Annotated in this window: 23 protein-coding genes and 1 pseudogene; 13 read left to right on the top strand and 11 right to left on the bottom strand. The window is 70.5% G+C overall.

What is annotated here, in order from left to right; all coding sequences use genetic code 11:
* Nucleotides 1–61: 61 nt before the first annotated feature.
* The gene (gene larB / locus D8896_RS05800) at nucleotides 62–823 is read right to left on the bottom strand and encodes a nickel pincer cofactor biosynthesis protein LarB (protein WP_121821137.1); all 762 of its coding nucleotides are present in this window, start codon (nucleotides 821–823) and stop codon (nucleotides 62–64) included.
* Between the two features lie 159 nt (nucleotides 824–982).
* Between larB and D8896_RS05795 the strand changes: the two genes are divergently transcribed.
* Nucleotides 983–1,150: a DUF1931 family protein gene (locus D8896_RS05795; protein ID WP_121821136.1), complete on the top strand. Its 168-nt coding sequence runs from the start codon at nucleotides 983–985 to the stop codon at nucleotides 1,148–1,150.
* A 37-nt stretch (nucleotides 1,151–1,187) separates the two neighbouring features.
* On the opposite strand, the gene rpiA is transcribed toward D8896_RS05795, so the two are convergent.
* Nucleotides 1,188–1,874, bottom strand: coding sequence for a ribose-5-phosphate isomerase RpiA (rpiA, locus tag D8896_RS05790; protein WP_121821135.1), 687 nt, complete (start codon nucleotides 1,872–1,874; stop codon nucleotides 1,188–1,190).
* Nucleotides 1,875–1,988: 114 nt separating this feature from the next.
* Here rpiA and D8896_RS05785 point away from each other — a divergent pair, with 114 nt between their 5' ends.
* From D8896_RS05785 to D8896_RS05775, 3 genes are all read left to right on the top strand, one after another.
* On the top strand, nucleotides 1,989–2,717 hold the full coding sequence (locus D8896_RS05785; protein ID WP_121821134.1) for an ABC transporter ATP-binding protein: 729 nt from the start codon (nucleotides 1,989–1,991) through the stop codon (nucleotides 2,715–2,717).
* Complete coding sequence (locus tag D8896_RS05780; protein ID WP_121821133.1) at nucleotides 2,714–3,946, top strand: ABC transporter permease; 1,233 nt, start codon at nucleotides 2,714–2,716, stop codon at nucleotides 3,944–3,946. Before D8896_RS05785 ends, D8896_RS05780 begins: the two co-directional genes overlap by 4 nt.
* 365 nt (nucleotides 3,947–4,311) lie before the next feature.
* Complete coding sequence (locus D8896_RS05775; protein WP_121821132.1) at nucleotides 4,312–4,590, top strand: amphi-Trp domain-containing protein; 279 nt, start codon at nucleotides 4,312–4,314, stop codon at nucleotides 4,588–4,590.
* Between the two features lie 15 nt (nucleotides 4,591–4,605).
* On the opposite strand, the gene D8896_RS05770 is transcribed toward D8896_RS05775, so the two are convergent.
* Entirely contained in the window at nucleotides 4,606–5,700 is a 1,095-nt protein-coding gene (locus D8896_RS05770; protein ID WP_121821131.1) for an aminopeptidase, read from the bottom strand.
* A 206-nt stretch (nucleotides 5,701–5,906) separates the two neighbouring features.
* On the opposite strand from D8896_RS05770, the gene glmM reads away from it, so the two are divergent.
* Genes glmM through D8896_RS05755 form a run of 3 tightly spaced genes read left to right on the top strand, consistent with a single transcriptional unit; the run spans nucleotide 5,907 to nucleotide 8,500 of the window.
* Nucleotides 5,907–7,217: a phosphoglucosamine mutase gene (gene glmM, locus D8896_RS05765; RefSeq protein WP_121821130.1), complete on the top strand. Its 1,311-nt coding sequence runs from the start codon at nucleotides 5,907–5,909 to the stop codon at nucleotides 7,215–7,217.
* A gap of 48 nt (nucleotides 7,218–7,265) precedes the next feature.
* Nucleotides 7,266–7,850: a hypothetical protein gene (locus D8896_RS05760; RefSeq protein ID WP_121821129.1), complete on the top strand. Its 585-nt coding sequence runs from the start codon at nucleotides 7,266–7,268 to the stop codon at nucleotides 7,848–7,850.
* Entirely contained in the window at nucleotides 7,847–8,500 is a 654-nt protein-coding gene (locus D8896_RS05755; RefSeq protein WP_121821128.1) for a hypothetical protein, read from the top strand. Before D8896_RS05760 ends, D8896_RS05755 begins: the two co-directional genes overlap by 4 nt.
* On the opposite strand, the gene D8896_RS05750 is transcribed toward D8896_RS05755, so the two are convergent.
* The 3 genes from D8896_RS05750 to D8896_RS05740 form a co-directional block, all read right to left on the bottom strand.
* Complete coding sequence (locus D8896_RS05750; protein WP_121821127.1) at nucleotides 8,497–9,621, bottom strand: ORC1-type DNA replication protein; 1,125 nt, start codon at nucleotides 9,619–9,621, stop codon at nucleotides 8,497–8,499. The two genes, D8896_RS05755 and D8896_RS05750, sit on opposite strands and share 4 nt — an antisense overlap.
* Before the next feature lie 128 nt (nucleotides 9,622–9,749).
* Entirely contained in the window at nucleotides 9,750–9,908 is a 159-nt protein-coding gene (locus D8896_RS05745; protein WP_121821126.1) for a DUF1059 domain-containing protein, read from the bottom strand.
* Between the two features lie 47 nt (nucleotides 9,909–9,955).
* A complete protein-coding gene (locus D8896_RS05740; protein WP_121821125.1) occupies nucleotides 9,956–12,004 on the bottom strand; it encodes a MutS-related protein in 2,049 nt (682 codons plus the stop codon).
* 207 nt (nucleotides 12,005–12,211) lie between these two features.
* On the opposite strand from D8896_RS05740, the gene larE reads away from it, so the two are divergent.
* The 3 genes from larE to D8896_RS05725 all read left to right on the top strand — a co-directional run bounded on the left by larE (nucleotide 12,212) and on the right by D8896_RS05725 (nucleotide 15,129).
* Complete coding sequence (gene larE / locus D8896_RS05735) at nucleotides 12,212–13,096, top strand: ATP-dependent sacrificial sulfur transferase LarE (RefSeq protein ID WP_121821124.1); 885 nt, start codon at nucleotides 12,212–12,214, stop codon at nucleotides 13,094–13,096.
* A 209-nt stretch (nucleotides 13,097–13,305) separates the two neighbouring features.
* On the top strand, nucleotides 13,306–13,704 hold the full coding sequence (locus tag D8896_RS05730; RefSeq protein ID WP_162991478.1) for a hypothetical protein: 399 nt from the start codon (nucleotides 13,306–13,308) through the stop codon (nucleotides 13,702–13,704).
* A 504-nt stretch (nucleotides 13,705–14,208) separates the two neighbouring features.
* Nucleotides 14,209–15,129, top strand: a complete 921-nt coding sequence (locus tag D8896_RS05725) for an NAD+ synthase (protein WP_121821122.1) — start codon at nucleotides 14,209–14,211, stop codon at nucleotides 15,127–15,129.
* Between the two features lie 20 nt (nucleotides 15,130–15,149).
* On the opposite strand, the pseudogene D8896_RS05720 reads toward D8896_RS05725, so the two are convergent.
* The 4 genes and pseudogenes from D8896_RS05720 to D8896_RS05705 all read right to left on the bottom strand — a co-directional run bounded on the left by D8896_RS05720 (nucleotide 15,150) and on the right by D8896_RS05705 (nucleotide 21,284).
* A pseudogene (locus tag D8896_RS05720) lies at nucleotides 15,150–16,913 on the bottom strand (nitrite/sulfite reductase).
* Nucleotides 16,914–17,166: 253 nt separating this feature from the next.
* Nucleotides 17,167–17,850, bottom strand: coding sequence for a nucleotidyltransferase family protein (locus tag D8896_RS05715; protein ID WP_162991477.1), 684 nt, complete (start codon nucleotides 17,848–17,850; stop codon nucleotides 17,167–17,169).
* A complete protein-coding gene (gene nasA / locus D8896_RS05710; protein WP_121821121.1) occupies nucleotides 17,847–19,949 on the bottom strand; it encodes an assimilatory nitrate reductase NasA in 2,103 nt (700 codons plus the stop codon). Before nasA ends, D8896_RS05715 begins: the two co-directional genes overlap by 4 nt.
* A gap of 327 nt (nucleotides 19,950–20,276) precedes the next feature.
* Nucleotides 20,277–21,284: a twin-arginine translocase subunit TatC gene (locus tag D8896_RS05705; protein WP_121821120.1), complete on the bottom strand. Its 1,008-nt coding sequence runs from the start codon at nucleotides 21,282–21,284 to the stop codon at nucleotides 20,277–20,279.
* A gap of 137 nt (nucleotides 21,285–21,421) precedes the next feature.
* Between D8896_RS05705 and D8896_RS05700 the strand changes: the two genes are divergently transcribed.
* The 3 genes from D8896_RS05700 (at nucleotide 21,422) to D8896_RS05690 (ending at nucleotide 24,409) form a co-directional block, all read left to right on the top strand.
* Nucleotides 21,422–23,701, top strand: a complete 2,280-nt coding sequence (locus D8896_RS05700) for a twin-arginine translocase subunit TatC (protein ID WP_121821119.1) — start codon at nucleotides 21,422–21,424, stop codon at nucleotides 23,699–23,701.
* A 47-nt stretch (nucleotides 23,702–23,748) separates the two neighbouring features.
* Nucleotides 23,749–23,922, top strand: a complete 174-nt coding sequence (locus tag D8896_RS05695; protein WP_121821118.1) for a ribbon-helix-helix domain-containing protein — start codon at nucleotides 23,749–23,751, stop codon at nucleotides 23,920–23,922.
* A gap of 283 nt (nucleotides 23,923–24,205) precedes the next feature.
* On the top strand, nucleotides 24,206–24,409 hold the full coding sequence (locus D8896_RS05690; protein ID WP_121821117.1) for a hypothetical protein: 204 nt from the start codon (nucleotides 24,206–24,208) through the stop codon (nucleotides 24,407–24,409).
* Nucleotides 24,410–24,444: 35 nt separating this feature from the next.
* Here the strand turns inward: D8896_RS05690 and D8896_RS05685 are convergent, their stop codons facing one another.
* Nucleotides 24,445–25,209, bottom strand: a complete 765-nt coding sequence (locus D8896_RS05685; protein WP_121821116.1) for an RlmE family RNA methyltransferase — start codon at nucleotides 25,207–25,209, stop codon at nucleotides 24,445–24,447.
* Nucleotides 25,210–25,334 lie beyond the last annotated feature (125 nt).

The following is a 25,334-nucleotide window of genomic DNA, read 5'->3' as shown; positions in this document are numbered from 1 at the left end:
GAGAATTATACCACTGGTATCCGGAGTATTACTCGGAGAGACAGCGGTGTTATTTTCCGATTTAGTTAGACCCGTCGACGGCACGGGCGACGAGACCGGCCTGTGCCCCCGCGACGAAGCCGGCGTCGACGTTGACCGTGGACAGGACGGTACAGGACTGGAGCAGTCCGGAGAGCGCCGCTTCGCCGTCGCCGCCGTGGCCGTAGCCGCTGGCGACCGGCAGCCCGATCACGGGGGTGTCGACCAGCCCGGCGACGACGGTCGGCAGCGCGCCCTCGCGGCCGGCCGCGACGACCAGCACGTCCAGGTCCCGGAGGTCGTCGACCTGGTCGAGCAGGCGGACGATGCTGGCGACGCCCACGTCGTGGACCCGTTCGACGGTCGCACCCATCGCCGCGGCGATGGCTTCGGCTTCCCCTGCCGGCCCGGCGTCGGCGGTGCCGCCCGTCACGACCCCCACGGTCGCATCGAGGTCCGGCGGCTCGAAGTCGTCGGCGCGGACGATCAGCACCCGCGAGCGCTCGCGGTGGTCGACGGTCGCATCGAGATGTTCGTCCGCGACCCGCTCGCGGACCGCCGCCACCGCGGCGTCGTCGACGCGGGTCGCGATCCCCCGTCCCGTCGTCTCGACGGCGGTGGCGACGAGTTCGGCCACCTCGTCGGGCGTCTTCCCCTCGCCGTACACCGCCTCGGGCACGCCGCTTCGCTGTTCGCGGGCGGCGTCGAACCGCCCCGCCTCGCCGGTCGCGTAGCCCCGCAGTTCGGCCTCGGCCTGTGCCGGCGTCAGGTCGCCGGCCGCGACGGCCTCCAGTATGTCGCGCATACCCCCCGTCAGCGCCCGATCCACTCCTGCCTGTCGCTCCCCCGGCGCGACACACTCCGCCGGGTCTGCGAACCGATCCCACGCTGTACGCCCGACTCAGGCCCGCTTCCCGGGCGATTTGAGAAACCTTATAAAGGGTGCCGGGCAACTCCCGTTCGTATGGCAGACCTCATTGTCAAAGCAGCCGTCAAGGAAGCGCTCGACGACAAGAACGTTGCCTCCGACTTCTACGAGGCCCTCGACGAGGAGGTCGACGAGCTCCTCGCCGACGCCGCCGAGCGAGCCGAGGCCAACGACCGGAAGACGGTCCAGCCGCGCGACCTGTAAGCAGGCCTTCCGCTTCGAACCTGACCGGTTCCACCGTTCAGGGATTTTTTGCGTCGACGCCGTCACCGTGACCGACGAGTATCTCGTCCGCCATCCCGACGAACAGCCCGTGCGCGACGACGCCCGGTACCGCCGACAGCCGTCCGGCTAGTCCGCCGGGGTCGTCGATCGCGCCGAACGCACAGTCCAGCACGAGGTTGCCGTTGTCGGTGACGACCGGGCCGTCCTTCCCCTCGGCCGCCCGGAGCGTCGGGTCGCCGCCGAACTCGTCCACGCGCTCGGCGACGAGCGAGCGCGCGTCCGGCAGCACCTCCACGGGGACGGGGTGGTCGAGCCGCTCCGCCGCCTTCGACGGGTCGGCGACGACCACGAACCGGTCGGCCGTCGCGTCGACCACCTTCTCGCGGGCGTGAGCCGCGCCGCCGCCTTTCACCAGATCCCCGCCGGCGAACTGGTCCGCGCCGTCGATGGCGAGGTCGACCGTCTCGACCTCGTCCAGCCCGACCAGCGGGATGCCGGCGTCGATGGCGAGCTGGCGCGACTGAAACGAGGTCGGGACGCCCCGAACGTCCAGCCCGGCGTCGACCGCCTCGCCGATGGCCCGGATCGCGTGTGCGGCCGTGCTCCCGGTGCCCAGCCCGACGACCATGCCGTCCGCGACCACCTCGGCCGCCCGCTCGCCCGCCCTGCGCTTCGCCGCCGTCGACCCGCCGCGTTGCTTCATACCGACGACCCCGCGCCGCAGGGAGAAAAAGCCCCGGCGACGGCGGCGGTGCGGGGAACCGACACCGCGCCGCAACCGGGTCACCCTTTTGCCCGATCCGGCCCTAGCGCGTGCATGGCCGACGACCCCGCCGTCACGGCAGCCGACCCCGCCATCTCCCTTTCGGGCGTGCGCAAGACGTACCGCATCGGCGAGCCGGTCCACGCGCTCGACGGCGTCGACCTGGAGCTGCCCCGCGGCTCCTACACCGCCGTCATGGGCCCGAGCGGCTCGGGCAAGAGCACGCTGATGAACCTCGTCGGCTGTCTCGACACGCCGACCGACGGCGTCGTCGGCGTCGACGGGACCGACGTGACCGCGCTCTCCGACCGCGAGCGCACCGCGCTGCGCGGCGACGAGATCGGCTTCGTGTTCCAGACGTTCAACCTCATGCCGCGGCTCACCGCCCGGGAGAACGTCGCCATGCCGCTGATCTTCCAGGGCGTCCCCGCCGCCGAGCGCGAGCGCCGGGCCGCGGCGATACTGGAGCGGGTCGGCCTCGGCGATCGGGGCGACCACCGGCCGAACGAACTCTCCGGCGGCCAGCGCCAGCGCGTCGCCATCGCCCGCGCGCTCGTCACGGAGCCGACGCTCGTGCTCGCCGACGAGCCGACCGGGAACCTCGACACGGACACCGGCGCGACGATCATGGACCTGCTGGACGAGGTCCACGCGGAAGGCAACACCCTGCTGGTCGTCACCCACGAGCGCCACATCGCCGAGCGCGCCGAGCGGATCGTCCACCTCCTCGACGGCCGCATCGAACGGGTCGAAACGGTCGACGACGCCGAGGTGGCGGGATGAGGCTCCGGGAGAGCCTCCGCCTCGCCTGGCGGTCGATCCGCGGCCACAAGCTCCGGTCGGCGCTGACGACGCTCGGCGTCGTCATCGGCGTCGCCGCCGTCATCACGTTCGTCACGCTCGGCGTCTCGCTCTCCGCGGGGATCCTCGGCGAGGTCGGCGCGGAGGATGCGAGCACCGTCTACGTCTGGGCCAGCCCACCGGATCAGGAGGGCGGTCCCGGCCAGGGCGCGGAACTCGTCTTTACCCCGCGGGACGTGGAGCGCCTGAACGAGGTCGACGGCGTCGAGGCCGCGTTCCCGTGGTCGCCGGTGCCCACCGAGTCGGTCGCCCACGGCAACGAGACGGTCCCGCTCAGACAGGGCGTGTACGCCACCGGCGCGGCGTATCTGGACCCGGCGGACATCGGCGAGGGCGAACGCTTCACCGAGGGCGAGCGCGAGGTCGTCATCAACCCCGCGATGGCCGAGCGGTTCGACCGCAACGTCTCGGTCGGCGACGAGATCGGCGTCACCGTGCCGGGGCTGGGCCGGCAGAACGCGACGGTCGTCGGGGTGCTCGCGACCTCCGAGGGGCAGAGCCCGTTCGAGGGCTTCGGCAACGAGCCGCGCGTCTACCTCCCCGCGGACCCGTACTACACCTCGCTGTCGGGCGACGATGCGGTCCGGTACTACTCCATCGCCGTCCGGGCCACAGGCGTCGACAGCGTCGACGAGGCCCGCGAGGGGACCCGCACCTATCTGGAGAGCAACGCCTCGGACGCCAGCGAGTTCCTCGGCGAGGACCTCGAACTCACGCTCCAGACCAGCGAGGAACTGCTCGACCAGCTCCGGACCGTGCTGGACCAGCTCACCAGCTTCGTCACCGGCATCGCCGTCATCTCGCTGATCGTCGGCGCGATCGGCATCGCCAACATCATGCTCGTCAGCGTCACCGAGCGCACCCGCGAAATCGGGATCATGAAGGCCGTCGGCGCGCAGAACCGCGACGTGCTGACGCTGTTCCTGACCGAGGCGGTCATCCTCGGCGTCATGGGCGCTGTCGGCGGCGTCCTGCTCGGCGCGGCCGGCGGCTGGGCCGTCACCGAGTACGCGGACCTGCCGCTGACCTACCCCTTCGAGTGGTTCGCGGTCGCCGTCGCCGTCGGCGTCCTCGTCGGGATCGCCGCCGGCCTCTACCCGGCGTGGCGGGCCGCGCGGACCGATCCTATCGAGGCGCTGCGGTACGAATAGCGACGACCTTTTTCCCGGTCGGGTGCGCCTGCGGCGCACCCCTCCCGGCAAAAATGTCGATCAAAAAGGCCGCCTCCGCGGGACTCCGTCCCGCTCCGGCGGTGAAACGGCGGCAAAGCCGCCGTATGCTCGACCGCCGACCGCCTACCCTTCCCCGGGTTGGACGGCTCGGCCCGTGACGGGGCCTCGCCGTCCGCCCGGCCGCCTGGGTGCTATCGTCGACGACCGAGCGGTCAATACTGCGGTGCCGTCGCTCGGGTCGGACGGATCGACTGCAATCGTCATACGGGACGTTCCGGGTCGCCGACCGGTCAAGCGGCATCGAGGTCCCCGGATTTATTCCCGTAGCCGTCGGGCTCGAAGCTATGGGGGAACTCGAAACCGAAGAGCAGAAGACGCGGGCGGAGGTCGCTACCTACCTCCGTGACCTGGCCGACCAGCTCGACGGCGGTGGGGATGTGACGCTCGACCTCGGCGGAAGTACGGTCCGACTGGATCCGGCCGAGCCCGTGACGTTCAAACTCGAAGGCGAGTCAGACTGGTCACAGGGGGATACGGAGGCAAAGCAGAGCATCGAGTTCGAACTCGTCTGGTGGCGGGAAGCCGCTACCGCCGCCGAGGGACGGTTAGACGTGCGGGAGTGACGACCGCGCCGCCAGTCACTCGCTCTCGAAGCCGTCCTCGAACCGGAACGTCCCGTTCCGCTGCACCACCTCGCCGTCGACCTCGATCCGCGAGTCCTCGCTCATGTCCACGAGCATGTCGACGTGAGTGTCGCTCTCGTTGAACTCGCGGTCCTCGGGCACGCACTCCTCGATGGCCTTGCCGAGCGCGAGGTGGACCGTGTCGCCCATCTTCTCGTCGAACAGCATGTTGTAGGAGAACTCGTCGATGCCGCGGTTCATGCCGATCCCGAGTTCGCCGACGCGGCGCGCACCGTCGTCGGTGTCGAGGATGCTCGTGAGCACGTCCTCGTTCTTCCCGGCGCTGTGGTCGACGACCTCGCCGTCCTCGAACCGCAGGGACGCCCCCTCGACCTCGCGGCCGTTACGCATCACCGGCATATCGAACGTCACCTCGCCGTCGACGCCGTCCGGCACCGGCGACGTGAACGCCTCGCCGCCCGGAAGGTTCTGTTTCGCGTAGTCGTTGGCGGCGTCCATCCCGTCGACCGAGAGGGTCACGTCCGTGTCATCGCCGGCGACGATCCGCACCTCGTCGGCGGGGTCCAGCAGTTCGACCATGTTCGCCTGGAACTCGCGCTGTGCGTCCCAGTCGCGGTTGATGGCGTCGTACACGAACTGCTCCCACCCCTCGGTGCTCATCTCGGCCTGCTGTGCGTCGGCCGGCGTCGGGTGCTGGGTGATCACCCACCGTTTGTCGAGTCGTTCCTGCAGGATCGGGCCACTCGCCCGACTCGATGCCGCCGACTTCTCCGGGGCCACGTCGCTCGTCTCGGCCGCGTTGGTCGACCCCGCTATCAGGATCACCACATCCGTCTCCTCCATCGCCGCGAGACGGGCGTCGTTGAGCCGGAAGTCCTCGGCGTCCATCGCCCGGGCGTACGCCCGACCGGCGCGGGAGTTGCTCCAGGAGAGCGACGGCCGCGCACCGACCTCGCCGATCCGCTCGTACAGCGCGACGACCAGGTCCTCGGCCGGCGTCGGCGCGCGGATCAAGACGTTGTCATCGGCGGTGATCTCGGTACAGTGGTCGACCAGTATCTCGGCGTGTCGCCTGATCCTGTCGTCCATGGGCGACCCACTCGCGCCCGCCCCAAGAACCCCCGCCGGCCTCGGTGAAAGTGAAATCGCCCGTGACTGCCGACAGCCTGCCCTCCCCCGGGTTCGACGGCTCGGCCCGCGACGGGGCCTCGCCGTCCGTCCGGCCTGTCGCTGCGCCCCACCGAATGCTCGCCCGACCCGCACCGCTTTTCCCGCCCGGTGTTGTCACCTCGGCTATGTTCGGGACGAGCGGCATCCGGGGACGAGTCGGCGAGGACGTGACGGCGGATCTGGCGCTGTCGGTGGGCCGCGCGGTGGCGGCGGAGGCCGACCGCGTCGTCGTCGGCCGCGACCCCCGGGAGAGCGGCGAGTTCCTCGCGGACGCGCTGGCGGCGGGGCTGCGGGAGTGTGGCACCGACGTGGTCGACCTCGGGCGCGCGGCAACGCCGACCGTCGCGCGCTCGGTCGCGTGGCGGGACGCCGACGCCGGCGTCTCGGTGACGGCGAGCCACAACCCCGCGCCGGACAACGGGATCAAGCTCTGGTCGCCGAGCGGGCAGGCGTTCGACGAGGGCGAGCGCGAGGCCGTCGCGGAGCGCGTCCGCGCGGACGACCCCGACCTGTCGGGGTGGGACGCGACCGGCGACCGGCGGGCGTGGGACGGGGCGTTCGACCGCCACGTCGAGACGCTCACAGAGGCCGTCTCCGTCGACGATCCTCCCAGCGTCGTCGTCGACGTGGGCAACGGGATGGGCGGCGTCACCGTCGCGGCGCTCTCGCGGCTGGGCTGTGACGTGGAGACGCTGAACGCACAGGAGGACGGGTCGTTCCCGGGGCGGCCCAGCGAGCCGACCGCCGCGAACTGCCGGTCGCTGTGCGCGCTGGTCGACCGGACCGACGCGGACCTCGGCGTCGCCCACGACGGCGACGCGGACCGCATGCAGGCGGTCACCGGCGACGGCGAGTTCATCGCCGGCGACGTGTTGCTCGCGCTGTTCGGCCGGGCGGCGGCCGGCGAGGGCGACCGCGTCGCCGCGCCGCTGAACACCAGCCTCGCGGTCGACGACGCGCTCGCCGACGTGGGGGCGTCGCTTTCCCGCACCCGGGTCGGCGACGTGTTCGTGGCGGAGGCGGCGACCGACCCGGACGTGGCGTTCGGCGGCGAGGAGAGCGGCGCGTGGATCTGGCCCGCCGAGACGCTCTGTCCGGACGGGCCGCTCGCCGCCTGCAAGCTCGTCGAACTCGTGAGCGAGCGCGGCCCGCTCGCCGACCTGGTCGACGCCGTCGAGACGTACCCGATCCGCCGGGACAGCGTGGAGACGGCCGAGAAGGCCGCCGTCATGGAGCGCGTCCGCGAGGCCGTCCTCGCCGAGTACGACGACGTGCAGACGGTCGACGGCGTCCGCGTCGACCTCGGGGACGCCTGGTTCCTCGTCCGCGCGAGCGGTACGCAGCCGCTGGTGCGGATCACCGCGGAGGCCCGCGACGCCGGCCGCGCGGACGCCGTGTTCGACGAGGCCGCGGCCCTCGTGGACGACGCCGCCTGAGCGTCCGCCCTAGCGGGATTTTTCCGGCAGGGGGTCGTAGCGCCCCCCATGTCGTCACGAGCGTCGCTTGTGGGCGACCGGCGCGTCGGCGTCGCGATCGCCTGGCTGCTGGTCGGCTTCTTCGTCCTCACGGCGGTCGAGAGCGCGGCGACGGACGCGCCGCTGTGGGCGCTGTTCGCGGTGGCCGTGGCCGTCGTCGCCCTGATCCCGGCGGCCGTCCGGCGGTCCCGGACGGCGATGCCGCCGCCGGAACTGCTCGCACTGGCGGCGCTGCCGGCCGTCGTCCGGCGGGCCGAGCCGTACACGCAGTTCGCGGGTTACGTCGCGGTCGCCGCGCTCGCCCTGCTGGTGGCGGTCGAACTCGACGCGTTCACCGAGGTGGAGATGACCGCCCGCTTCGCCGTCGCTTTCGTCGTGATCACGACGCTGGCCGTCGCCGGGCTCCGGACGATCACCGGGTTCGCCGCGGACCGCTACCTCGGGACGGCGTACTTCGCCGACGTGGCCGACATGATGTGGGACATGGTGCTCGCGGCCGCCGTCGGCGTCGTCGCGGGCGTCGCCTTCGAACTCTACTTCCGGCGGCACACCCCGGTGGCGGCCGTCGCCAGCGACGAGGAGGGGCTGGAATGACGGTCCGGGAGACGCTCGGCGTGGCTGACTCGCCCCTGTGGGCCGTCGTCCGGGGGATGCAGGCCACCCTCGCCGCCGTCACGGCGTACGCCGTCGTCACGGTCGACCCGACGCTGGTTGTCAACGCCGGCCTCCCGCTGCTCGTGTCGTTCGTTCCCGACATCCTCGACCGCCACTACGAGCGCGACGTGGGCGGCGGACTCGCAGTGTGGATCGCCGCGGCCACGTTCCTCCACACGGTCGGCGCGCTCGGCCCCTACGAGTGGATCGGCTGGTACGACCAGGTGACACACACGCTGTCCGCGACGCTCGTCGCGGGCGTGGGGTACGCCGTGGTGAAGGCACTGGACGAGTCCTCCGGTGCCGTCGAGTTCCCGCCCGAGTTCCGCTTTCTCTTCATCGTGCTGTTCGTGCTGGCGTTCGGCGTCGTCTGGGAGGTCGCGGAGTTCGCCTCGGGCGGGCTGGCGAGCCTCGTCGGCGGCGAACCGGTGCTCGCACAGTACGGGCAACGCGACATCGTGCTCGACCTGACGTTCAACGCCGTCGGCGCGGTCGCGGTTGGGCTGTGGGGAACCGGGTACTTCGACGGCATCGCCGCGGTGCTGTCGCGCGGGGTCGCGAGCGTGTTCGGCCGGCAGGAGGACCGCTAGAGCCGGTCGATCACGGCCTGCGGGTCGTACGCCAGTTCGAGCGAGCGCGAGCGGCCGCGTCCCTCCACGTCGGTGTACTCGGCCTCGACCAGCCCGAGGTTGTCGAGCTTGTTGATGATCTCCGAGTAGCGGGTGTAGCCCAGATCCGTCTCGTCGTGGAACGCCTCGTACACGTCGCCGGCCTGCTCGCCCTCGTTTTCGGCGATGACGCGGACGAGTTCGGCCTCGCTGTCGCTCAGGTTCTCCAGGCTCCGCGAGAGGTGGACGTACTTCGACTTCTCGTAGGCCTCGTCGACGTCGTCGACCGAAACCGTCCGGCTGGCGCGCATCTCGGCGTTCAGCCCCGCCCGCCGGAGCAGGTCGATCCCGACGCGCAGGTCGCCGCTCTCGGCGGTGAGTTCGGCGACGCGGTCGAGCACCGGCGCGGCCACGGCCCCGTCGTGGAACCCGCGGTCGACGCGCTCGGCGAGGATGTCCGCTATCTCGCGCTCGCCGTAGACGGGGAAGTAGATGTCCTCCGGGCGGAACACGCTCTGGACGCGCCCGTCGAGCTCCTCGATCACGTCCAGGTCGGGGTCCGACGAGACGACGATGACGCCGATGCGCGCGCCGCTGTGTTCCTCGTGGGCGCGCAGCAGCGAGTACAGCGTGTCGGAGGCCTCGCTCTCGTAGAACAGGTAGTTCACGTCGTCCAGCGCGACGACGAGCACCTCCTCCTCCTCGACCAGCTTCTCGGTGATCTGGCCGAACAGCTTCTTGAACGAGATGCCGCTGGACGGCGGCTCGTAGTCGAACATCGCCTCGAACAGCTGCGAGAACACGGAGTAGCGGGTGGCGTTGACCTGGCAGTTCACGCGCGTCGTCTTCACGCCAGTCTTGCCCGACAGCTCGCCGAACAGCTTCTGGACGGCGGTCGTCTTGCCGGTGCCGGGCGGCCCCCGGACCATGGCGTTCAGCGGGCGGGAGCCCCTGACCGCCGGGCGCAGGCAGTGTTTGAGGCTGTCGACCTGGCTCTCGCGGTGTTTGAACGTCTCCGGAACGTAGTCGATCTCGAAGACGTGCTCGTTCCGGAACACCGACTCGTCCCAGGACAACATCCCCTCCTCGGGGTCGTCGGCCATCACTTTCACCACGCTCGCCGAGGCACTTAGTCTTTCGGCAGACGGGCGTCATACCCGCCGTGTTCGGGCGTTTCGCCGGAAGCGAACGGCGACGGACGCGGGGCGGTCAACGATCCGGCCCGGGCGGGCTACGGCCCGACGATGCGTTCCTCCACGTCCTCCCGCGTCGCCGACTCGCCGTGCTTGTCCTGCCGGTGTTGCTGAGCGTTCTCCACGACGACGCCCATCTCGTTGTCCTGCGCGCTGTACTCGCAGTCGCGGGCGGGGCAGTCGTAGCTGTACGGCACGTTCGGACGACGACGCTCGACGGCGTAAACGTTGGTGGCCGGCGGGGTCAGTCCCCCGCCGACTCGAATTTCTCCAGCAGGCCGCCGTAGAACGCGGCGTCGTGGTCGGCCGCCGCCCCGCTCCCCGGACCGTCGCCGTCGCCGGCCTCCCGGGCGAGTTTCTCGACGATGAGTTCGGGCGTCGACCGCGCGAGGTGGTCCTTGACCGGCGAGCGGTTCACCTGCAGTTCGCCGTCCTCCAGCCCCTCGGCCTCGATGCCGTCGACGGTGACCGCGAAGTCGGCGGCGTCCCGGATCTCGCCCGCGAGGTGGGAGACGAACACGCCCGTCGCGCCGTTCTCGTGGAGCGCTTCGAGGATGCCGGCGATGATCTTCGCGCTCGCGCCGGGTTCGGTGATGCTCTCCAGTTCGTCGACGAGGACGAGCGACCCCTCGCCGCCGGTGGCCAGATCCGCGAACTCCCGGACGGTGGACTCGAACGCGCCGGCGTCGAGGGTGCCCTGTGTCTTGGCGTGGTAGTGTAGCTCCTCGACGCGCTCGACCCGCGCCGCGTCTGCGGGCACCGGCAGGCCCATGTGCGCGAGGACGACGACCGTCGCCACCAGGTCGAGCGTCGAGGTCTTCCCGCCGCTGTTGACACCCGACAGCAGCGCGACGCCGTCGACGCCGTAGTCCACCGGGTCGACCTCGTCGTGTGGGACGTCCAGCAGCGGCGAGCGCCCGCCCTCGATCTCGAAGCCGTCGGGCGCGTCGGGGTCGTCCGGGTCGACGACCTCGGGGAGCGTGCAGTCGAAGTCGTCGGCGAAGCGCGCAACGGCGAGTTCCACGTCGAGTTCCAGCGCCGCGCGGACCAGTTCCTCGGCCGGCTCGCGCAGGTCCGCGAGGTCGTCGGCCAACTCGCGCTTCAGGCGGGTCGCCCGGCGCTCCTTGGCGGCGGTCAGGTCGTCGCGGAGCCGCGAGACGGCCTCGTCGTTGCGCTCGACCGGAAACGTCGGCTCGTCCGGGAACGCCCGCCGGACGACCTCCGCCTCCCCCGGGTCGAGGTCCAGCGCGTCGACGACGTGGTCGCGGGCGGCCTCGACCGCGGCGGCGTACTCGTCGGCCAGTTCGCGGGAGAGCAGGGAGTCGACGCCCGCCCCCTGCTCGACCAGCGAGAGCAGGTCCGACCCCTCGACGGTCACGTCGCGCTCGCGGATCGACTCGCGGAGGCGGTCGTTGGCGACGCTCTCGGCGGTGCCGACCGCGGCGTCAAGATCGTCGACAGCGGTCGTCAGCCGGTCGAGTTCGTCGTCGCCGACGACGGTGCCGTCCGCGGCGAGGCGGTCGAGCGCGCCCGACAGCGCGTCCAGATCGCAGGGCGCGTTCATGTCGGCGGCGCGGTGGACCGCGGCGGCGGCCCGCAGCGGCTCGCGGTTCGTGGCGAAGAACGCGAGGACGCGCTCGGGCACCACCTCCGCGGGGTTCTCCAGGGCGTCCGGTTCGACGCGCACGTCGCCCTCCACGTCGACGCCGGCGAAGTCCTCGTCCAGCGCGACGACGGTGGCGTAGCCCCGCGCGAGTTCGGCCAGGTCGCGGGCGTCCTCGACGACCTCGACGCTCAGTTCGGGGACCGCCTCGCGGGCCTCGCTGTACCGCTCGGCGTCGCTCGTGGCCAGACACCGGTCCCGGACCCGGAGGTCGCCGGGCGTCGAGAGCGGCTCGACGCCGGCGAGCGCGTCGGTCACCTCGGGCGATGGCTCGCGCTCGGTCGCGTCGGCCACGAACGCCCGGACCTCCGCGATCCGGGAGGGCGTCGGGCTGGGGTAGAACGTCTCCAGCCGCCGGGCCGCGTAGTCGGTGACCGTCCGGTCGCGCAGCAGTCCGAGCACCTCGTCGTACACCTCCCTCGCCCGGTCGGTGGCGAGAAAGCCGCCGGGGTCGTCGTGCTCCAGCCGGATCGCCGCCCGGGCGATGCGGGCGGCCCGTCCTTCGCTGATGCCCGGCGCGTCGGCGAGTGCAGCCACGTCGCCCGCACGCAGGGCGCGCTCGGCGTCGTCCAGTTCGGCGAGCGACGCCGCGGTCTTCTCGCCGACGCCGGGGATCGCCTCGAACTCCATCACCTCGCCAATGCGAGGGGGAGGGGAAAAACCTCCCGCCCGGGGACCGAACCAGTGTGAAACGTTGTCAAACAGACGGGGAACCCCTCCGTTTCCGGTGGAGAACGACCGTATTCGACGGATTCCGTGCGTCGGTCGACCGCGGGGACCCGCCGCCGGTCGCCGCGTGCAACGCGCTTTTGCCCGCGCGACGGCTACATCCGGGACATGACCACCGTCGAGGAGAAGATGGCGGCCGTCCGTGAGGACCTCGCGGAACGGGACGGCGTGCTCGTGGCGTTCAGCGGCGGCGTCGATTCGAGCGTCGTCGCGACGCTGGCCGCGGAGGCGCTCGGCGACGACGCCGTCGCCTGCACCGCGAAGAGCGAGACGCTGCCGGCAGCCGAACTCGACGACGCCAAACGCGTCGCCGAGGAGATCGGGATCCGTCACGAGATAGTCGAGTTCAGCGAACTCGACAGCGAGGCGTTCGTCGAGAACGACGGCGACCGCTGTTACCACTGCCGGACGATGCGCCTCGGCGAGATGTTCGACGCCGCCGAGCGCATGGGTATCGAGGTCGTCTGCGACGGAACGAACGCCAGCGATCCCGGCGAGGGGCACCGGCCCGGCCTGCAGGCGGTCGACGAACTCGACGCCTACTCGCCGCTGTTGGCCCACGACATCACGAAGGAGGAGGTCCGCGAGATCGCCGACAGCTACGACCTCTCGGTCGCGGACAAGCCGTCGATGGCCTGCCTCTCCTCGCGGATCCCGACCGGACTGGAGGTCACGGAGGAGCGACTCACCCGCGTCGAGAAGGCCGAGACGATCCTCCGGCAGTGGGGGTTCTCGCAGTTCCGCGTCCGGGACCACGACGGCCTCGCCCGCATCGAGATCGCGCCCGACGAACTCGACGCCGCGCTGAACCGCGAGTTCGTCGAAACCGTCCGCGACCATCTCGCCGACCTCGGGTTCGACCACGTCACGCTCGACCTCCACGGCTACCGGACCGGAAGCGTCAGCCCCGACGACGAACCGGTTGTCGCCGACGTGTTCGCGGACGGCGATGACGACGACCCGCTCGACGCCGACTACCCCCACGCCGAGTGACCACCCCCGACCGGCGACGGCCCGACGCCGGCGTGCCGGGCGGGAAGCGACCGGACGCACCGCGCAAACCACAAACTTCCGTCGCCGTCGTTGGACGTTCGACCACATGCAGTCCGATACATCCGGCATGAACTGCGGTATTCGTCCAGAAACACTCGTTCCGTCTGCGAATATTGACTGATTCTCTACGCACGTAAGGTGGGGAGACGTTGTCACGCTCGATGGACGACGAGGACATCCCGACGGCCTGGGAGCGGACGGTACACGAGACGCGGACCGCGGAGTTCGTGGACTACGTCCACGCCTCCGGCGACGTTCGACTTCGCGTCACGCCGCCGGAGAACACCGACGACGGCGCGTACGCGGTCGGTGTGACGCTGTTTCCCCACACGGACCTCGCGGAGGAGTACGACGTGCGGACGGTGGCGTCGGGCCGCCGTGCCGAGCGCATCGCCCGGGACTTCGCCGGCCTCTTCGACGGCGCGTACGGCGGTCCCGGTGGGGCCAGCGACGGCGAAATGGCTCTGGAGAACGCCGTCGCCTACGCGCTCGAACGGACGAGACCGACCGAAGCGGTCGGGACGGACCTGCCAAGCCGGGACGGGTGACGGCGGCCGTCGATGCGGGTCTCCTGTGACGATCCGGGCGAGTACGCGGGCGTGCCGCCCGCTCTCGCCGGAACGCAACCCTTGTTCCCCCATTCATTCAATTAAACTCCAGTACTGTGTCTGTATGTTGTGTTATCTCTCGAATTCGGCGACGATAGAATAGGTATCCTGTGGAATATAGGACGTTCTAGGAAAAATACTTATACCTCCGGAGCATCCAGACTGATGCCGGAGGTGAGAAACGAGGCTACACGACCGCAGGTTCCGGTTCGACGGACGCTGACCCGGGAGGGGCGTCGTCGGTACGCTGTCACCAGTGGGATGTCAGCCATGCCTGTCGACACCAGCCACCTGCGCCGACGCGGGCTGATCGTCGTTGACCTGTGCGCGATCCCCTACCGTCGGCGGTTATCGTGCGACGGCGACGTCTGCCTCGACGGCCGTCCTTCCCGTCTCCCTGCTTTCGAACGACCGAGGGACGCGGATTTGATACGAGGACCATTCATGCTAGGTAGTAATTCGGATACGAGCGACACGTACGGACACGGACGGCCGTCCGCCGACGCGATCACCACGGACGAGGCGGCCGAGCGGGCGCGCTCGAACGTCCGGTCGTTTCTGCAGGGGACCGTCGCCGAGGCGGGGGCGGGCGGCGTCGTCGTCGCGATGAGCGGCGGGATCGATTCGACGGTGACGGCGGCGCTGGCGGCCGACGCGCTCGGCCCCGACCGGATACTCGGGCTAGGCCTGCCCTGCACGAAGGTCGACAGCGCCCACGCCACGGAGGCCCGGACGGTCGCGGAGGGGCTCGGCATCGAGTTCAGGGAGATACAGCTCCGGCCCCTGCTCGACATGTTCGAGGACCTCGTCGCCCCCGAAGTCGCGCCCGAGGGCGACAGGGACGACATCGGCAACGTCATCGCCAGACTCCGGATGGTCTGTGCGTACTACGCGGCCAACGCGCGGTCGCGGCTCGTCGTCGGCACGGCCAACCGCTCGGAGCTGTTGCTGGGCTACTTCACGAAATACGGCGACGGCGCGGCGGACTGCTACCCCATCGGCGACCTGTACAAGACGGAGGTGCGGACGCTCGCGAGCCATCTGGGGATCCCCCGGCGGATCATCGGCAAGGAGCCGACCGCCGGGCTGTGGGCGGGCCAGACCGACGAGTCGGAGATCGGCGCACGGTACGACGTGGTCGACCCGCTCCTGCGCCGGCTCGTCGACGAGGGCAAGCGCGTCGAACGGGCCGCCGACGAGGTCGGCGTCGACGTCGAGACGGCCGAGCGCGTCGCGTCGATGTACGTCGACACGCTCCACAAGCGGACGGTGCCGCCGACGCCGGGGCTTCGCGGCGAGGACGGCAGCCGACCGTCGTACGCGCTCCACCTCGTCGACGAGGTTCGGGGGTCCGGCGCGGACTGACGGCTCACCGGCTCCTAGCGTCAGTCATCGGCCGACAGCGGCGTCCCGTCCGGCGCGGTCGGCGCGGGGCTCTCGCCGTCGTCGAAGGGGTACCACGACTGCTTGGCGTCGGTGAGACACGGGTCCTCGTAGTCGGTCTCCTCCGGTTCGGCGAGCTCGATGATCGTCTCGTGGCCCGTCGCCTCGACCCACTCGCGGAACGTCTGGCCCTCCGTGCGCAGCGCCGCGTACGCCTCCACCAGATTCCGGATCAGCCCCGGCACCTCGTCGGCGGGCACGCGCTGTCGGACCCACTCGATGAAGGACGGCTCCTCGCCGATCCCGCCGCCGACGCCGACGTCGACGGCCTCGACCATCTCGCCGTCCTTGCGGGCGCGCATCCCCTGCAACCCGATGTCGGCCGTCATCGCCTGCCCGCAGTCGGCGGTACAGCCCGAGAAGTGGATCTTCAGCTGCTGTACGTCGTCGGGCACCGCGACGTTGGTCTGGAGCCAGCGCAGCATCTCGGCGGTGCGGGCCTTCGTCTCGGTCAGCGCGAGCGAGCAGAACTCCGTCCCGGTGCAGGCGACCGCGCCGCGCTCGAAGACGTTCGGCTCGGGCGGCAGGTCGTCGAGCAGGGGCTCGTCGAGCAGCTCCGGAAGGTCGGCCTCGGGCACGTCGACGATGATCGGATTCTGCCGCCGAGTGAGGCGCACTTCGCCGGAGCCGTAGTCGTGGGCGAGGTCGGCCAGTTCGATGGTCTCGGCCGCGGTGAGCCGGCCGACGGGGACGCTCAGCCCGACGTAGCGGTTCCCGTCGGCCTGCTCGTGGACGCCGACGTGGTCGTGCTTGCCGCGCTCGGCCTTGCGGCCGGCGTTGTACGTGTACTCGTCGCGCAGGTCCGTCCCGGCGCGTTCGAGGGCGAAGTCGGTCCGCTCGACCAGCTCCTCCCGGATCGCGTCGGTCCCCCACTCGTCGACGAAGAAACGGGCGCGGTTCTTCGAGCGGTTCTCGCGGTTGCCTTCCTCGTGGTACAGTTCCACGAACGACCGCACGAGTTCGACGGCGTTCTCGGGCCTGACGAAGATGTCGAGCGGCCGTGCGGGCCGGGGTTCGCGACCGCCCAGCCCGCCGCCGGCGCGGACGTTGAACCCCGTCACCTAGTCGCCGTCCTCCAGCTTCCGGGCGGGCTCTAGCGCCACGTCGTTGATGCTGTCCTGGGCACACCCGACCCGGCAGCCCGTCACGCTGATGTTGAACTTCCGCGGCATGTTCGACAGCGCGTCGTCGTCGCGGATCTCCGCCTGGATCTCGTCCAGCAGGTCGCGGCTCTCGACGTACTCCTCGGCCTTTCCGGCGACCGGACAGCCCGAGATGTTACGCATCGTGTCGCCGCCCGCGGAGCGCGAGGAGACGCCGACGGCTTCGAGTTGCTCCCAGATCGCGGGCACGTCCTCCAGCTTGAGCCAGTGCAGCTGGACCGACTGCCGCGTCGTCAGGTCGACGAAGCCGTTCCCCCACTCGGGGTTCTCGGCCGGGCCGGTCGCGTACTCGTCGGCGACCTCGCCGATCGCACGGAGCTGGCCCGGCTCCAGCACGCCGCCGCAGTTGGTCAGGCGCATCATGAAGTAGCTCTCCTGGCCGGAGCGCTGGTGGAACAGGCCCCAGAACTTGAACCGGGAGAACCACTCGTCGCGCTCGTCCTCGGGCACCGACTCCCAGCCGCGGTCCGCGAACTCTAGGATCTTCTCCCGCACCTCGTCGCCGTAACAGCCCTCCTTCCAGGCCTCTTTCTTATGCGGCATCGCCAGCGCCCCCCGCGACCGTACCGGCCAATAGTTGTGAACATTCGTCCATATTAATCTGTGATTTCCTTGCGTACATATCCGTATATCAGTCGATCTTATTCTAACGACGTGCAAAAGAGTAATCATTGAACAACTCCAAAATTATCGTGCTCCCGCCGACGTGCGGTCGGAGTTAAGCCGTCTTAATGGTGTTTTAGGCCAACGCACGTTCGATTGTTCGGGGGTGGCCCGGCCGGGAACGGTGGGTTCGTCAATCCGACCCACGCCGGTGGTCGACGGGGTCGCCACGGGCCGCGCGGGCCGTCCCGGCGGCGTCGCTCCGACGGACGGCCGCCGAGTCCGCCCGCGAACGGAGCCGCGACGCGTCGACGGAGACGACCGACAGCGCGGTCAACACGCCGCGGAACGCGACCCCTCGCGGGCCGACCTGCGATCCCACCGGGACGCCCCGGATGCTCCCCTCGCCGTAGCGCAGCGCCGTCGTACAGGCGTCGACGGCAGCCGCCACGTCGTACGCCGCACACAGCGGGCGCTGGCGGCCGTCGACGGTCGGAACCGCGGCGTCGGCGTCGCTCGCGTCGAGCGCGGCGACCAGTGCGTCGACGACCCGGCCGTCCACCGTCGCCACGTCCGGAGCGACGACGACCGCGCGGTCGCGGCCGCAGGTCCGCAGGCCGGCCCGGAGCGTCGCGGCGGGACCGCCGGCAGGTGTCGGGTCAGGGGCGATTCGAGCGTCCAGTCCGTCCAGCGCGTCGGCGACGGCGTCCCGCCGGTCGGGCGAGCAGGTGACGACCAGCCGGTCCGTCTGCTCGGCGAGCGTCTCCGCGACGTGCCGGAGATCCGGCGTGCCGTCGCCGGATACGAGCGGGCGGGCCGCGTCGTCACCCCCCTCGTCCGGGCGACAGCCGCCGGCGACGAGTCCGGCGAGAGTCACTGCGGCACCTCCGCGGCGCGCTCGGGCGACTGCTCCGGCCTCGCCAGCCGCACCGCACACTGCTTGAAGTTCGGTTCGTCCGACCGCGGGTCGGTCGCCGGGAGCGTCAGGTCGTTCACCGCGGGGTGGTGGATCGGGAGCCAGACGACGCCGTCGGGCACCCCGTCGTCGACAGCGACGGCCGCCTCGACCGAGCCGCGGCGGGAGACGACGGTCACGCGGGCGTCGGCGTGCGGGTCGCCGCCGGCATCGTCCCCGTCCGCCGTGACAGCCCCCTCGAACGCCGCGGCGGTGGCGGGGCTCAGCCGCGCCGTGGGCGAGTCGCCGCGCGCCCGGACGCCGGTGTTGTACGCGTCGGCCTCGCGGGCCGTGGTGAGCGTCAGCGGATACTCGTCGTCCGGCGGTTCGGGAACGCCGGCGTGGGTCGCCGTCGAGAACCGTGCCCGGCCCGACGGCGTCGGGAACGACCAGTCGCCGTCGTCGTGGTAGCGGTAGCCCCCCTCGGTCTCGGCGTCGGGCGCGGGCCAGCGCACCGCGCCGGCGGCGTCCAGCCGGTCGTAGCCGATCCCGGACATGTCCGCCGGCGTCCCGGCGGTGAGGTCGGCGAGTTCGTCGAACACCGCTTCGGGGTCGACCGGCGGCCGGCCGAGCAGGTCCGGGGCGACGCGGGCGGCTATCGCCGCGATGATGTTCAGGTCCGAGCGGACGCCGCTCGGCGTGTCCGTCGCCGGGCGGACGCGGGAGACGCGCCGCTCCATGTTCGTCACCGTCCCGTCGGTCTCGCCCCACGTCGCCGCCGGCAGCACCACGTCGGCGTGCTCGACCGTTTCCGAGCGGAAGGCGTCCTGCACGACGAGGAACGCGTCGTCGAGCCGCTCCCGGGCGCGGGTCGCGTCCGGCAGGCCGGCGGCGGGGTTCGTCGCGACGGTCCAGCAGACGTCGACGTCGTCGCCGATGGCGTCGACGATCCCGACCGGACCGGGACCGGTGTCGGCCGCGAGCGCCGCGACGGGCACGTCCCACGCCGACGCCACCGCCTCGCGGGCGTCGGGGTCGTCGAACGGCCGGTGGCCGGGCCACGTCCCCTTCGAGGAGCAGACGCGGGTCCCCATCGAGTTGGCCTGCCCGGTCAGCGAGAACGGGCCGGTCCCCGGACCGAGGTTGCCGGTGGCGAGACAGAGGTCGACCAGCGCGCCGGCGGTCGCGGTCCCCTGCGTCGACTGGTTGACGCCCATCCCCCAGTACAGCAGCGTATCGTCGGCCAGCGCGGCCGCGAGGCGGTCGACGGTGTCGGCGGACACGCCGGCCGTCTCGGCCGCCTCGGCGGCGTCGGGCAGCGCCGCGCGGAGGTCGTCGAACCCCGCCGTCGCTCGCTCGACGAACGCGTCGTCGACGCGGTCGGTGTCGACCACCCGCGCCAGCACGGCGCGGGCGAGCGCGAGGTCGGTCCCCGGGTCCGGGGCGACGTGCTCGTCCGCGACCTCGGCGGTCTCGCTCCCGACCGGGTCGACGACGAGCAGTTCGCTGCCGTCGTCGGCCGCCGAGTCCGCGATCCAGCGGAACATGACCGGGTGGGCCGCCGCCGGGTTAGCGCCCCAGACGAGGTGCGTGTCGGCCTCGGGGATGTCGTCGTACGTCGGCGGCGGCGCGTCGCTCCCGAACGCGTCGTAGTACGCCGTCACCGCGCTGGCCATGCACAGCGTCGTGTTCGCGTCGTAGTGTTTGGTTCCGATCCCGGCGCGAGCGAGCTTGCCGAGGGCGTAGGCGGCCTCGTTGGTCTGCTGGCCGCTCCCGAGGACGGCCACCGAGTCGGGGTCGCGCTCGGCCGCCGAGGCGATCCCCTCGGCGGCGGCGGACAGCGCCACGTCCCACGTCGTCGCCGTCAGTTCGCCGTTCGTCCGGACGAGCGGCCGCGTCAGCCACTCGCCGTCGGGGTCGGCCGTCTCGCTCACGCCGCGCTGGCAGGCCAGCCCGCGGTTGACCGGGTGGCTAGGGTCGCCCCGAACCAGGTCCAGCCCGTACCCCTGGTCGACGGCTTGCTGGACGTGGCCACAGCCCACCGCACAGCGGACGCAGGTCGTCGGAACCTGGTCCGTCACGGACGGCTCACCCCCGGCAGTTCGTCTCCGGTATGCCATTCGATCAGTTCCAAGATAGGATCCGAAACGAACGCGCTGATATTCATACTCATCTGAACGTCCCACCACTTCATAATCCTGCCCGTTGTGAAACGTCGAATAAAGTACCGCGATCGTGGCCGGGCGGTCGATGTTCAAGGGGATATAACCGGGTTAACCGAACGGAACGCCGCGGACCGGCGGCGCAACTGACCGGGCGTGGGCCGGCGGGCGTGTGCCGTGTTCACGCTGTTCACAGGGTATCCCCTCAAGGACGTCCCGTGCGGGGAGCGGTCGGGGACCGCCCGGTCACCGCCCGACCCAGCGGAGGAGGAACAGCGTCCCCTCGAACAGGATCACCATCGTCGAGGCGACGAGGATGGGGGCCATCCCGGTCGGGTCGGGGCTGAAGATGAAGGCGATGCCGAGGAACCCGCCCCAGAAGTAGAGGCGGCGGTCGGCGAGCCACTGGCGGGTCGTGATCCCCATCATGATGGCGAGCATGATGAACAGCGGGATCTGGAAGACGAGCGCCAGCGTCCCCATCATCATGAGGATCAGGTTGAACGTGTCCCGGAGCGCGAAGGCGATGTCGGCCGTCGCCTGCGAGTAGTAGAGGAAGTACGTGAACAGCGCCGGCAGGACGAGGAAGTACGCGAAGGCGACGCCGAACAGCGCCAGCACGAGGCTCGTCGGGACCGCCGCGAGGTAGTACCGGCGCTCCTGCGGGTAGAGCCCGGGCCGCATGAACAGGTACGTCTCGTAGACGAACACGGGCAGGGCGAGTACGAGGCCGGCGAGGCTCGCCAGCTTCAGCTCGGCCAGTTTCAGTTCCAGCGGGCCGTACACGTGGGGCGGCGCGCAGGACTCCGTCCCCGGACAGGTCGCCACGGTCCCCGGGTGGATGTGGTACCAGATGGTCGTGATGAAGTTCTCGGCGAAGGGGAAGGCGACGGAGGTGACGATCGCGGCGATGACGACGACGACGCCGAGCCGCTTGACCATCTCCTCGATGTGGGCCGCCAGCGGCAGCTCCTCGTCGTCCGGCGGCTGTGCCCACTCGTCCTCCACCTCCTCGTCGACGCCGGTGCCGGTCTCAGGCCCGCCGTGGGCCGGGGTGCCGGGCGGCGTCGTCGTGTCCACGTCGTCGGCCGGGTCGAACGACTGGCCGCCCGATCCGGCGTCGGGCGTCGCTCGCTCGATGGGGTCGTCCGCGCCCGGTGCCGAGTGGTCGGGCACCTCCTGCTCGGGCGGGTCCCACGGCTCGTCGGAACCGGTAGCATCCCGCTCAGAACCGTCCTCCGACTCGTCCGCCATTCGTCCGTGTGTAGGCAGGCGGCTTCTTATAGGCCTTTTTGTACTGCTCGCGCCGGGAACCGCGGGCGGCGTCCGCGTTCGCCCGCCGACGAGAGAAGAAGATTGATAACCACCACAGGATTACCGTCCGACGACTCATGAGTTCGGCCGTCGACGAGGACACGGTCCAGGCCGTCAACGCGGGCCGGGAGACGATCGGCGCGATGCTGTCGTCCGCCCAGTCCCACCTCCAGAAGGTGTTCATCGTCTTCGTCGTCGGCATGATGGCGACGATCTGGGGCCTCCGGACGTACGTCTGGGACTTCCTGCAGGCAAACACCAAGTCCCGGCTCGGCGGCACCGTCGCCGAGGGGCAGGTCGACTTCATCGTCCGCACCCCCTTCGACGTGATACTGCTGCAGGTGAAGATCGGCCTGCTCGTCGGGGTCCTGCTCGCGATCCCGTTCCTCCTGTACTACTCCCGGGACGCCCTGCGGGAGCGCGGGTACGACTCGGTCGTCCCGGTCACCCGCGCCCGCGTCGCCGGCTTCGTCGTACTCTCCCTCGCACTGTTTGCCGGCGGCATCGTGTACGCCTACAACGTCTTCTTCCCGTTCATGTTCGAGTTCCTCGCGGTCAACGCCGTCCGCGCGGAGATCAAGCCGAGCTACGGGATCGTCCTCTACACGCAGTTCCTCCTGCTCCTGACGGCGTCGTTCGGGCTGGCCGCACAGCTCCCGCTCGTGATGAGCGTCCTCTCCTACGCCGAGATCGTCCCCTACGAGACGTTCCGCGACAAGTGGCGCTACGCGATCGTCGGCATCTTCGCGTTCGGCGCGCTGTTCTCCCCGCCGGACCCGTTCACGCAGATCATGTGGGCCGCGCCGCTGGTCGTCCTCTACGTCGTCAGCCTCGGGCTGGCGAAGCTGGTGACGAACGTTCGCCGGACCGGAGCCGCCCCCGACGCCGTTCAGGAGGGCTCGTTCGAACGGACCGCCGGGGTCGGCGTCCTCGCCGTCGCGCTCGCCTTCGCCGGATCGGTCGCCGGTATCCGGGCCGGGGCGGTCGGGCTCATCAACGACCGCCTGCTGCCGGTCGTCGACCGGACGGTCGTCGACGCGCTCAACTCCGTCCTCCCGTCGATCCCGTACACGCCGAACGCGCTGACCACGCGACCGCTTTCGGCCCCGACCGGGCTCCTCGACCAGGCGGCCGTCGCGGGTCAGATCGCCCTCGCGGTCGCCATCCTGCTCGTGCTCGCCTACACGGTGAAGGTGCTCCGGGGGCCCGTCGCGCCACGGTACGACGCCCGCACGTCGCCCGACCCGGCCGACATCGATCTGGGACCGCTTGACGCCGCGGGGATCCGCGCGGCCCCGCCGGAGGCGTTCGCGGAGCTGACCGAGGACGAGGCGCTTGCCCGCGCCCGCGAGGCGATGGAGGCCGACCAGCCCGACAAGGCCGAGGCGATCTTGGACCGGTTCGACGAGGTCCAGGAAGCGCAGGCGGACGACGACGGCGACGGGGAGGCGGCCGCCGCGAGCGCCGACGACGCGGGCGACGAGGGCGGCGGAGACGGTGGCGGAGAGGATCCCGGCGGCACCGCCACCAGCACCGCCGCCGGCATGGTCGACGCGTTCACCGAGGACGAGACGACCGAGGAGGACATCGGCGGCTACTACTACGACCTCTCCTTCATCCTCCAGAGCCTCACGTCGAAGCTGTTCCGCATCGTCGGCCTCTTTATGGTCGTCCTCGCGGGGACGTTCTTCTGGCTCTATCAGGGCGGCATCGGGCGGATCCGGGATGACTTCCTCCGGAAGATGCCACAGGAGGTGATCGGCGACGTGCAGGACCCGGTCATCGCCATGCACCCCGTCGAGGCGCTCATCTTCGAGGTGAAGGTGTCGACGATCCTCGCGGCGCTGGCCGTCGCGCCGCTGGTCGTCTACTACGCCTGGCCCGCCATGTCCGAGCGCGGCCTCGTCAGCGGCGACCGCCGCGTGTTCGCGGTGTGGGGGCTGGCGATCCTCGGCGGCGTCGTCGGCGGGAGCGCCGTCGGCTACCTCTTCGTCGCGCCGACGATCATCTCCTACCTCGTCGCCGACGCCTACCAGGCCGGGATGGTGATCTCCTACCGCCTGAAGAACTTCTTCTGGCTCATCTTCCTCACGACCGCGGGGATCGGCATCCTCGGCAACATCCTCGTCACGCAGCTCCTGTTCCACTTCGGCGGGATCGTCTCGTTCGAGTCGATGTACAGGCGCTGGCGGATCGTCACCATCCTGATCTTCGCGCTCGCCGGCCTGCTGACGCCGTCGGGCGTCCTGACGATGCTCATCGTCGCGCTCCCGGTGGCGCTGACGTACGTGCTCGGTCTGGGCATCCTCTACGTGGTCACGCTGCCCGGCCGGCTGTCGGCGTCGCCGACGGAGTGATGCGGTCAGCTCCGCCTTTTAACAGCCGGCGGCAGCAATAGGTGGATATGCCGAAGATCAGCGTCGAGGTGCCGGCGGAACTGCTCGACGACCTCGACGACCACGTCGGGGAGGACGGAAAGTACGTCAACCGGAGCGAGGCGATCCGCGCCTCGGTCCGCAAGAACCTCGACATCCTCGACGAGATCGACGAGCGACACGGCCGGCTGGACGGGGAGTGACTCCGGACCGGATGAGCGTGGAGTATCAGAAAGCACCGAACGAAGAACAACTGCTCGCAGGCCGACCAGCCGGCCCCTGGCGGACTGAAAGGGCGAGGCCGGTTCCGGGAACCCAGGCGAAGTAAGCACTAGAAGCCGCGAAGCGGCTGAAGCGCGCAGCGAGCCGCGGGACCGGAACCGGCCGAGGGCTTTCGACGCGTTCGCCATCTCGGCTGGGCCGTCTCCGAACGCCACCGAGCGGCCGACACCCGACGCTTACCCCCGACCGCGTCGTCCCCCGTCCATGGGAAGCGACGGCCTCCTCGAACTCGACCAGGAGTGCTGGACGGCGCTGGCGAAGTACAACCTCGTGTTGAGCACCGTCTTCGCCGCGCTGCTGTTGCTCACCCGGGCGGTCGCGCCGGACCGGACGCTGCTGATCGTCCAGAACGGCGTCCTCGCGCTGGCGTTCGGCGGCGTCCAGACGTACTGCTGGATCTCGCGGTAGCGCGGACGGCAGCCGTCGCCGGTGGGCCGGCGTGGTCAGTCGGCGGGCTCGGCGAATCCGAATCGGGGCTTCACGTCGGTCACTTCGACCTCCAGCTCGTCGCCGACCTCGCCGTCGCGCACGAACAGGGTGTAGTCCTCGACCTTCGCGACGCCGTCGCCCTCGCTCCCCTCGTCGACGACCTCGACCGTGAGCCGGTCGCCCTCGCGGACGGGCGCGGTCAGCCGCCCCTTGGCGATCAGGTACACCTCCGAGGACTCGTCGCGGGAGGCGTCCGGGCTGGTCGTGCGGACGTACTCGAACTCCGCCTCCATCTCCTCGCGGAGGTCGTTCAGGTCCTGCCCCTCGAACACCTTCACCGCGAAGTCACCGCCGCTGTCGAGCAGTTCCAGCGCCGTCTCGAACGCCTGCCGCGCGAGGTGGACCGACCGGGCGTGGTCCAGTCCGTACTCGCCGGTCATGTTCGGCGCGAGGTCTGAGACGACGACGTCGGCGTCCCCGACGAGATCGACGACTTCCTCGCGGGTCGACTCGTCGGTCATGTCGCCGCGGACGTACTCGACGGTCGCGTCGGGGTCATCCAGCGGGTCGATCCGCTGGCGGTCGACGCCGACGACGGTGCCGCGCTCGCCCGCCATCTCCGCGGCGACCTGCAGCCAGCCGCCGGGGGCCGCGCCCAGGTCGACGACCGTGTTGCCGGGGCCGATCAGCCCCTCCAGCCGGTCGAGTTGCTGGAGCTTGTACGCCGCACGGGTCCGATACCCCTCCTGTTTGGCCTTGTTGTAGTACTCGTCAGTCATAAGGATGCCCTGTAACTCGAATTCCCTAACACTTCCACCGTTCTATCCAGTCCATTTCGCTCGCTCATACCAATCCAGAATGCTCCCGCGAGGGAAAGGATTGCCATCCTGATTTCCCCAATAAG

Origin of the sequence: Halostella salina (assembly GCF_003675855.1) — an archaeon.
In the GTDB taxonomy this organism is placed as follows: domain Archaea; phylum Halobacteriota; class Halobacteria; order Halobacteriales; family Natronoarchaeaceae; genus Halostella; species Halostella salina.
The sequence above is the reverse complement of the archived record's forward strand: the minus strand, read 5'-3'. Positions and strand labels throughout refer to the sequence as shown.

What these genes read in the sequence shown, in the direction of transcription:
- D8896_RS05785 (WP_121821134.1), top strand. Translation starts at nt 1,989, where the DNA reads ATGGCCGACGACCCCGCCGTCACGGCAGCCGACCCCGCCATCTCCCTT.
- rpiA (WP_121821135.1), bottom strand. Translation starts at nt 1,874, where the DNA reads ATGAAGCAACGCGGCGGGTCGACGGCGGCGAAGCGCAGGGCGGGCGAG.
- D8896_RS05700 (WP_121821119.1), top strand. Translation starts at nt 21,422, where the DNA reads ATGAGTTCGGCCGTCGACGAGGACACGGTCCAGGCCGTCAACGCGGGC.
- D8896_RS05795 (WP_121821136.1), top strand. Translation starts at nt 983, where the DNA reads ATGGCAGACCTCATTGTCAAAGCAGCCGTCAAGGAAGCGCTCGACGAC.
- D8896_RS05705 (WP_121821120.1), bottom strand. Translation starts at nt 21,284, where the DNA reads ATGGCGGACGAGTCGGAGGACGGTTCTGAGCGGGATGCTACCGGTTCC.
- D8896_RS05750 (WP_121821127.1), bottom strand. Translation starts at nt 9,621, where the DNA reads ATGGCCGACGACCCCGAGGAGGGGATGTTGTCCTGGGACGAGTCGGTG.
- larB (WP_121821137.1), bottom strand. Translation starts at nt 823, where the DNA reads ATGCGCGACATACTGGAGGCCGTCGCGGCCGGCGACCTGACGCCGGCA.
- D8896_RS05695 (WP_121821118.1), top strand. Translation starts at nt 23,749, where the DNA reads ATGCCGAAGATCAGCGTCGAGGTGCCGGCGGAACTGCTCGACGACCTC.
- D8896_RS05725 (WP_121821122.1), top strand. Translation starts at nt 14,209, where the DNA reads ATGCTAGGTAGTAATTCGGATACGAGCGACACGTACGGACACGGACGG.
- D8896_RS05775 (WP_121821132.1), top strand. Translation starts at nt 4,312, where the DNA reads ATGGGGGAACTCGAAACCGAAGAGCAGAAGACGCGGGCGGAGGTCGCT.
- D8896_RS05780 (WP_121821133.1), top strand. Translation starts at nt 2,714, where the DNA reads ATGAGGCTCCGGGAGAGCCTCCGCCTCGCCTGGCGGTCGATCCGCGGC.
- D8896_RS05740 (WP_121821125.1), bottom strand. Translation starts at nt 12,004, where the DNA reads ATGGAGTTCGAGGCGATCCCCGGCGTCGGCGAGAAGACCGCGGCGTCG.
- larE (WP_121821124.1), top strand. Translation starts at nt 12,212, where the DNA reads ATGACCACCGTCGAGGAGAAGATGGCGGCCGTCCGTGAGGACCTCGCG.
- glmM (WP_121821130.1), top strand. Translation starts at nt 5,907, where the DNA reads ATGTTCGGGACGAGCGGCATCCGGGGACGAGTCGGCGAGGACGTGACG.
- D8896_RS05770 (WP_121821131.1), bottom strand. Translation starts at nt 5,700, where the DNA reads ATGGACGACAGGATCAGGCGACACGCCGAGATACTGGTCGACCACTGT.
- D8896_RS05755 (WP_121821128.1), top strand. Translation starts at nt 7,847, where the DNA reads ATGACGGTCCGGGAGACGCTCGGCGTGGCTGACTCGCCCCTGTGGGCC.
- D8896_RS05685 (WP_121821116.1), bottom strand. Translation starts at nt 25,209, where the DNA reads ATGACTGACGAGTACTACAACAAGGCCAAACAGGAGGGGTATCGGACC.
- D8896_RS05690 (WP_121821117.1), top strand. Translation starts at nt 24,206, where the DNA reads ATGGGAAGCGACGGCCTCCTCGAACTCGACCAGGAGTGCTGGACGGCG.
- D8896_RS05760 (WP_121821129.1), top strand. Translation starts at nt 7,266, where the DNA reads ATGTCGTCACGAGCGTCGCTTGTGGGCGACCGGCGCGTCGGCGTCGCG.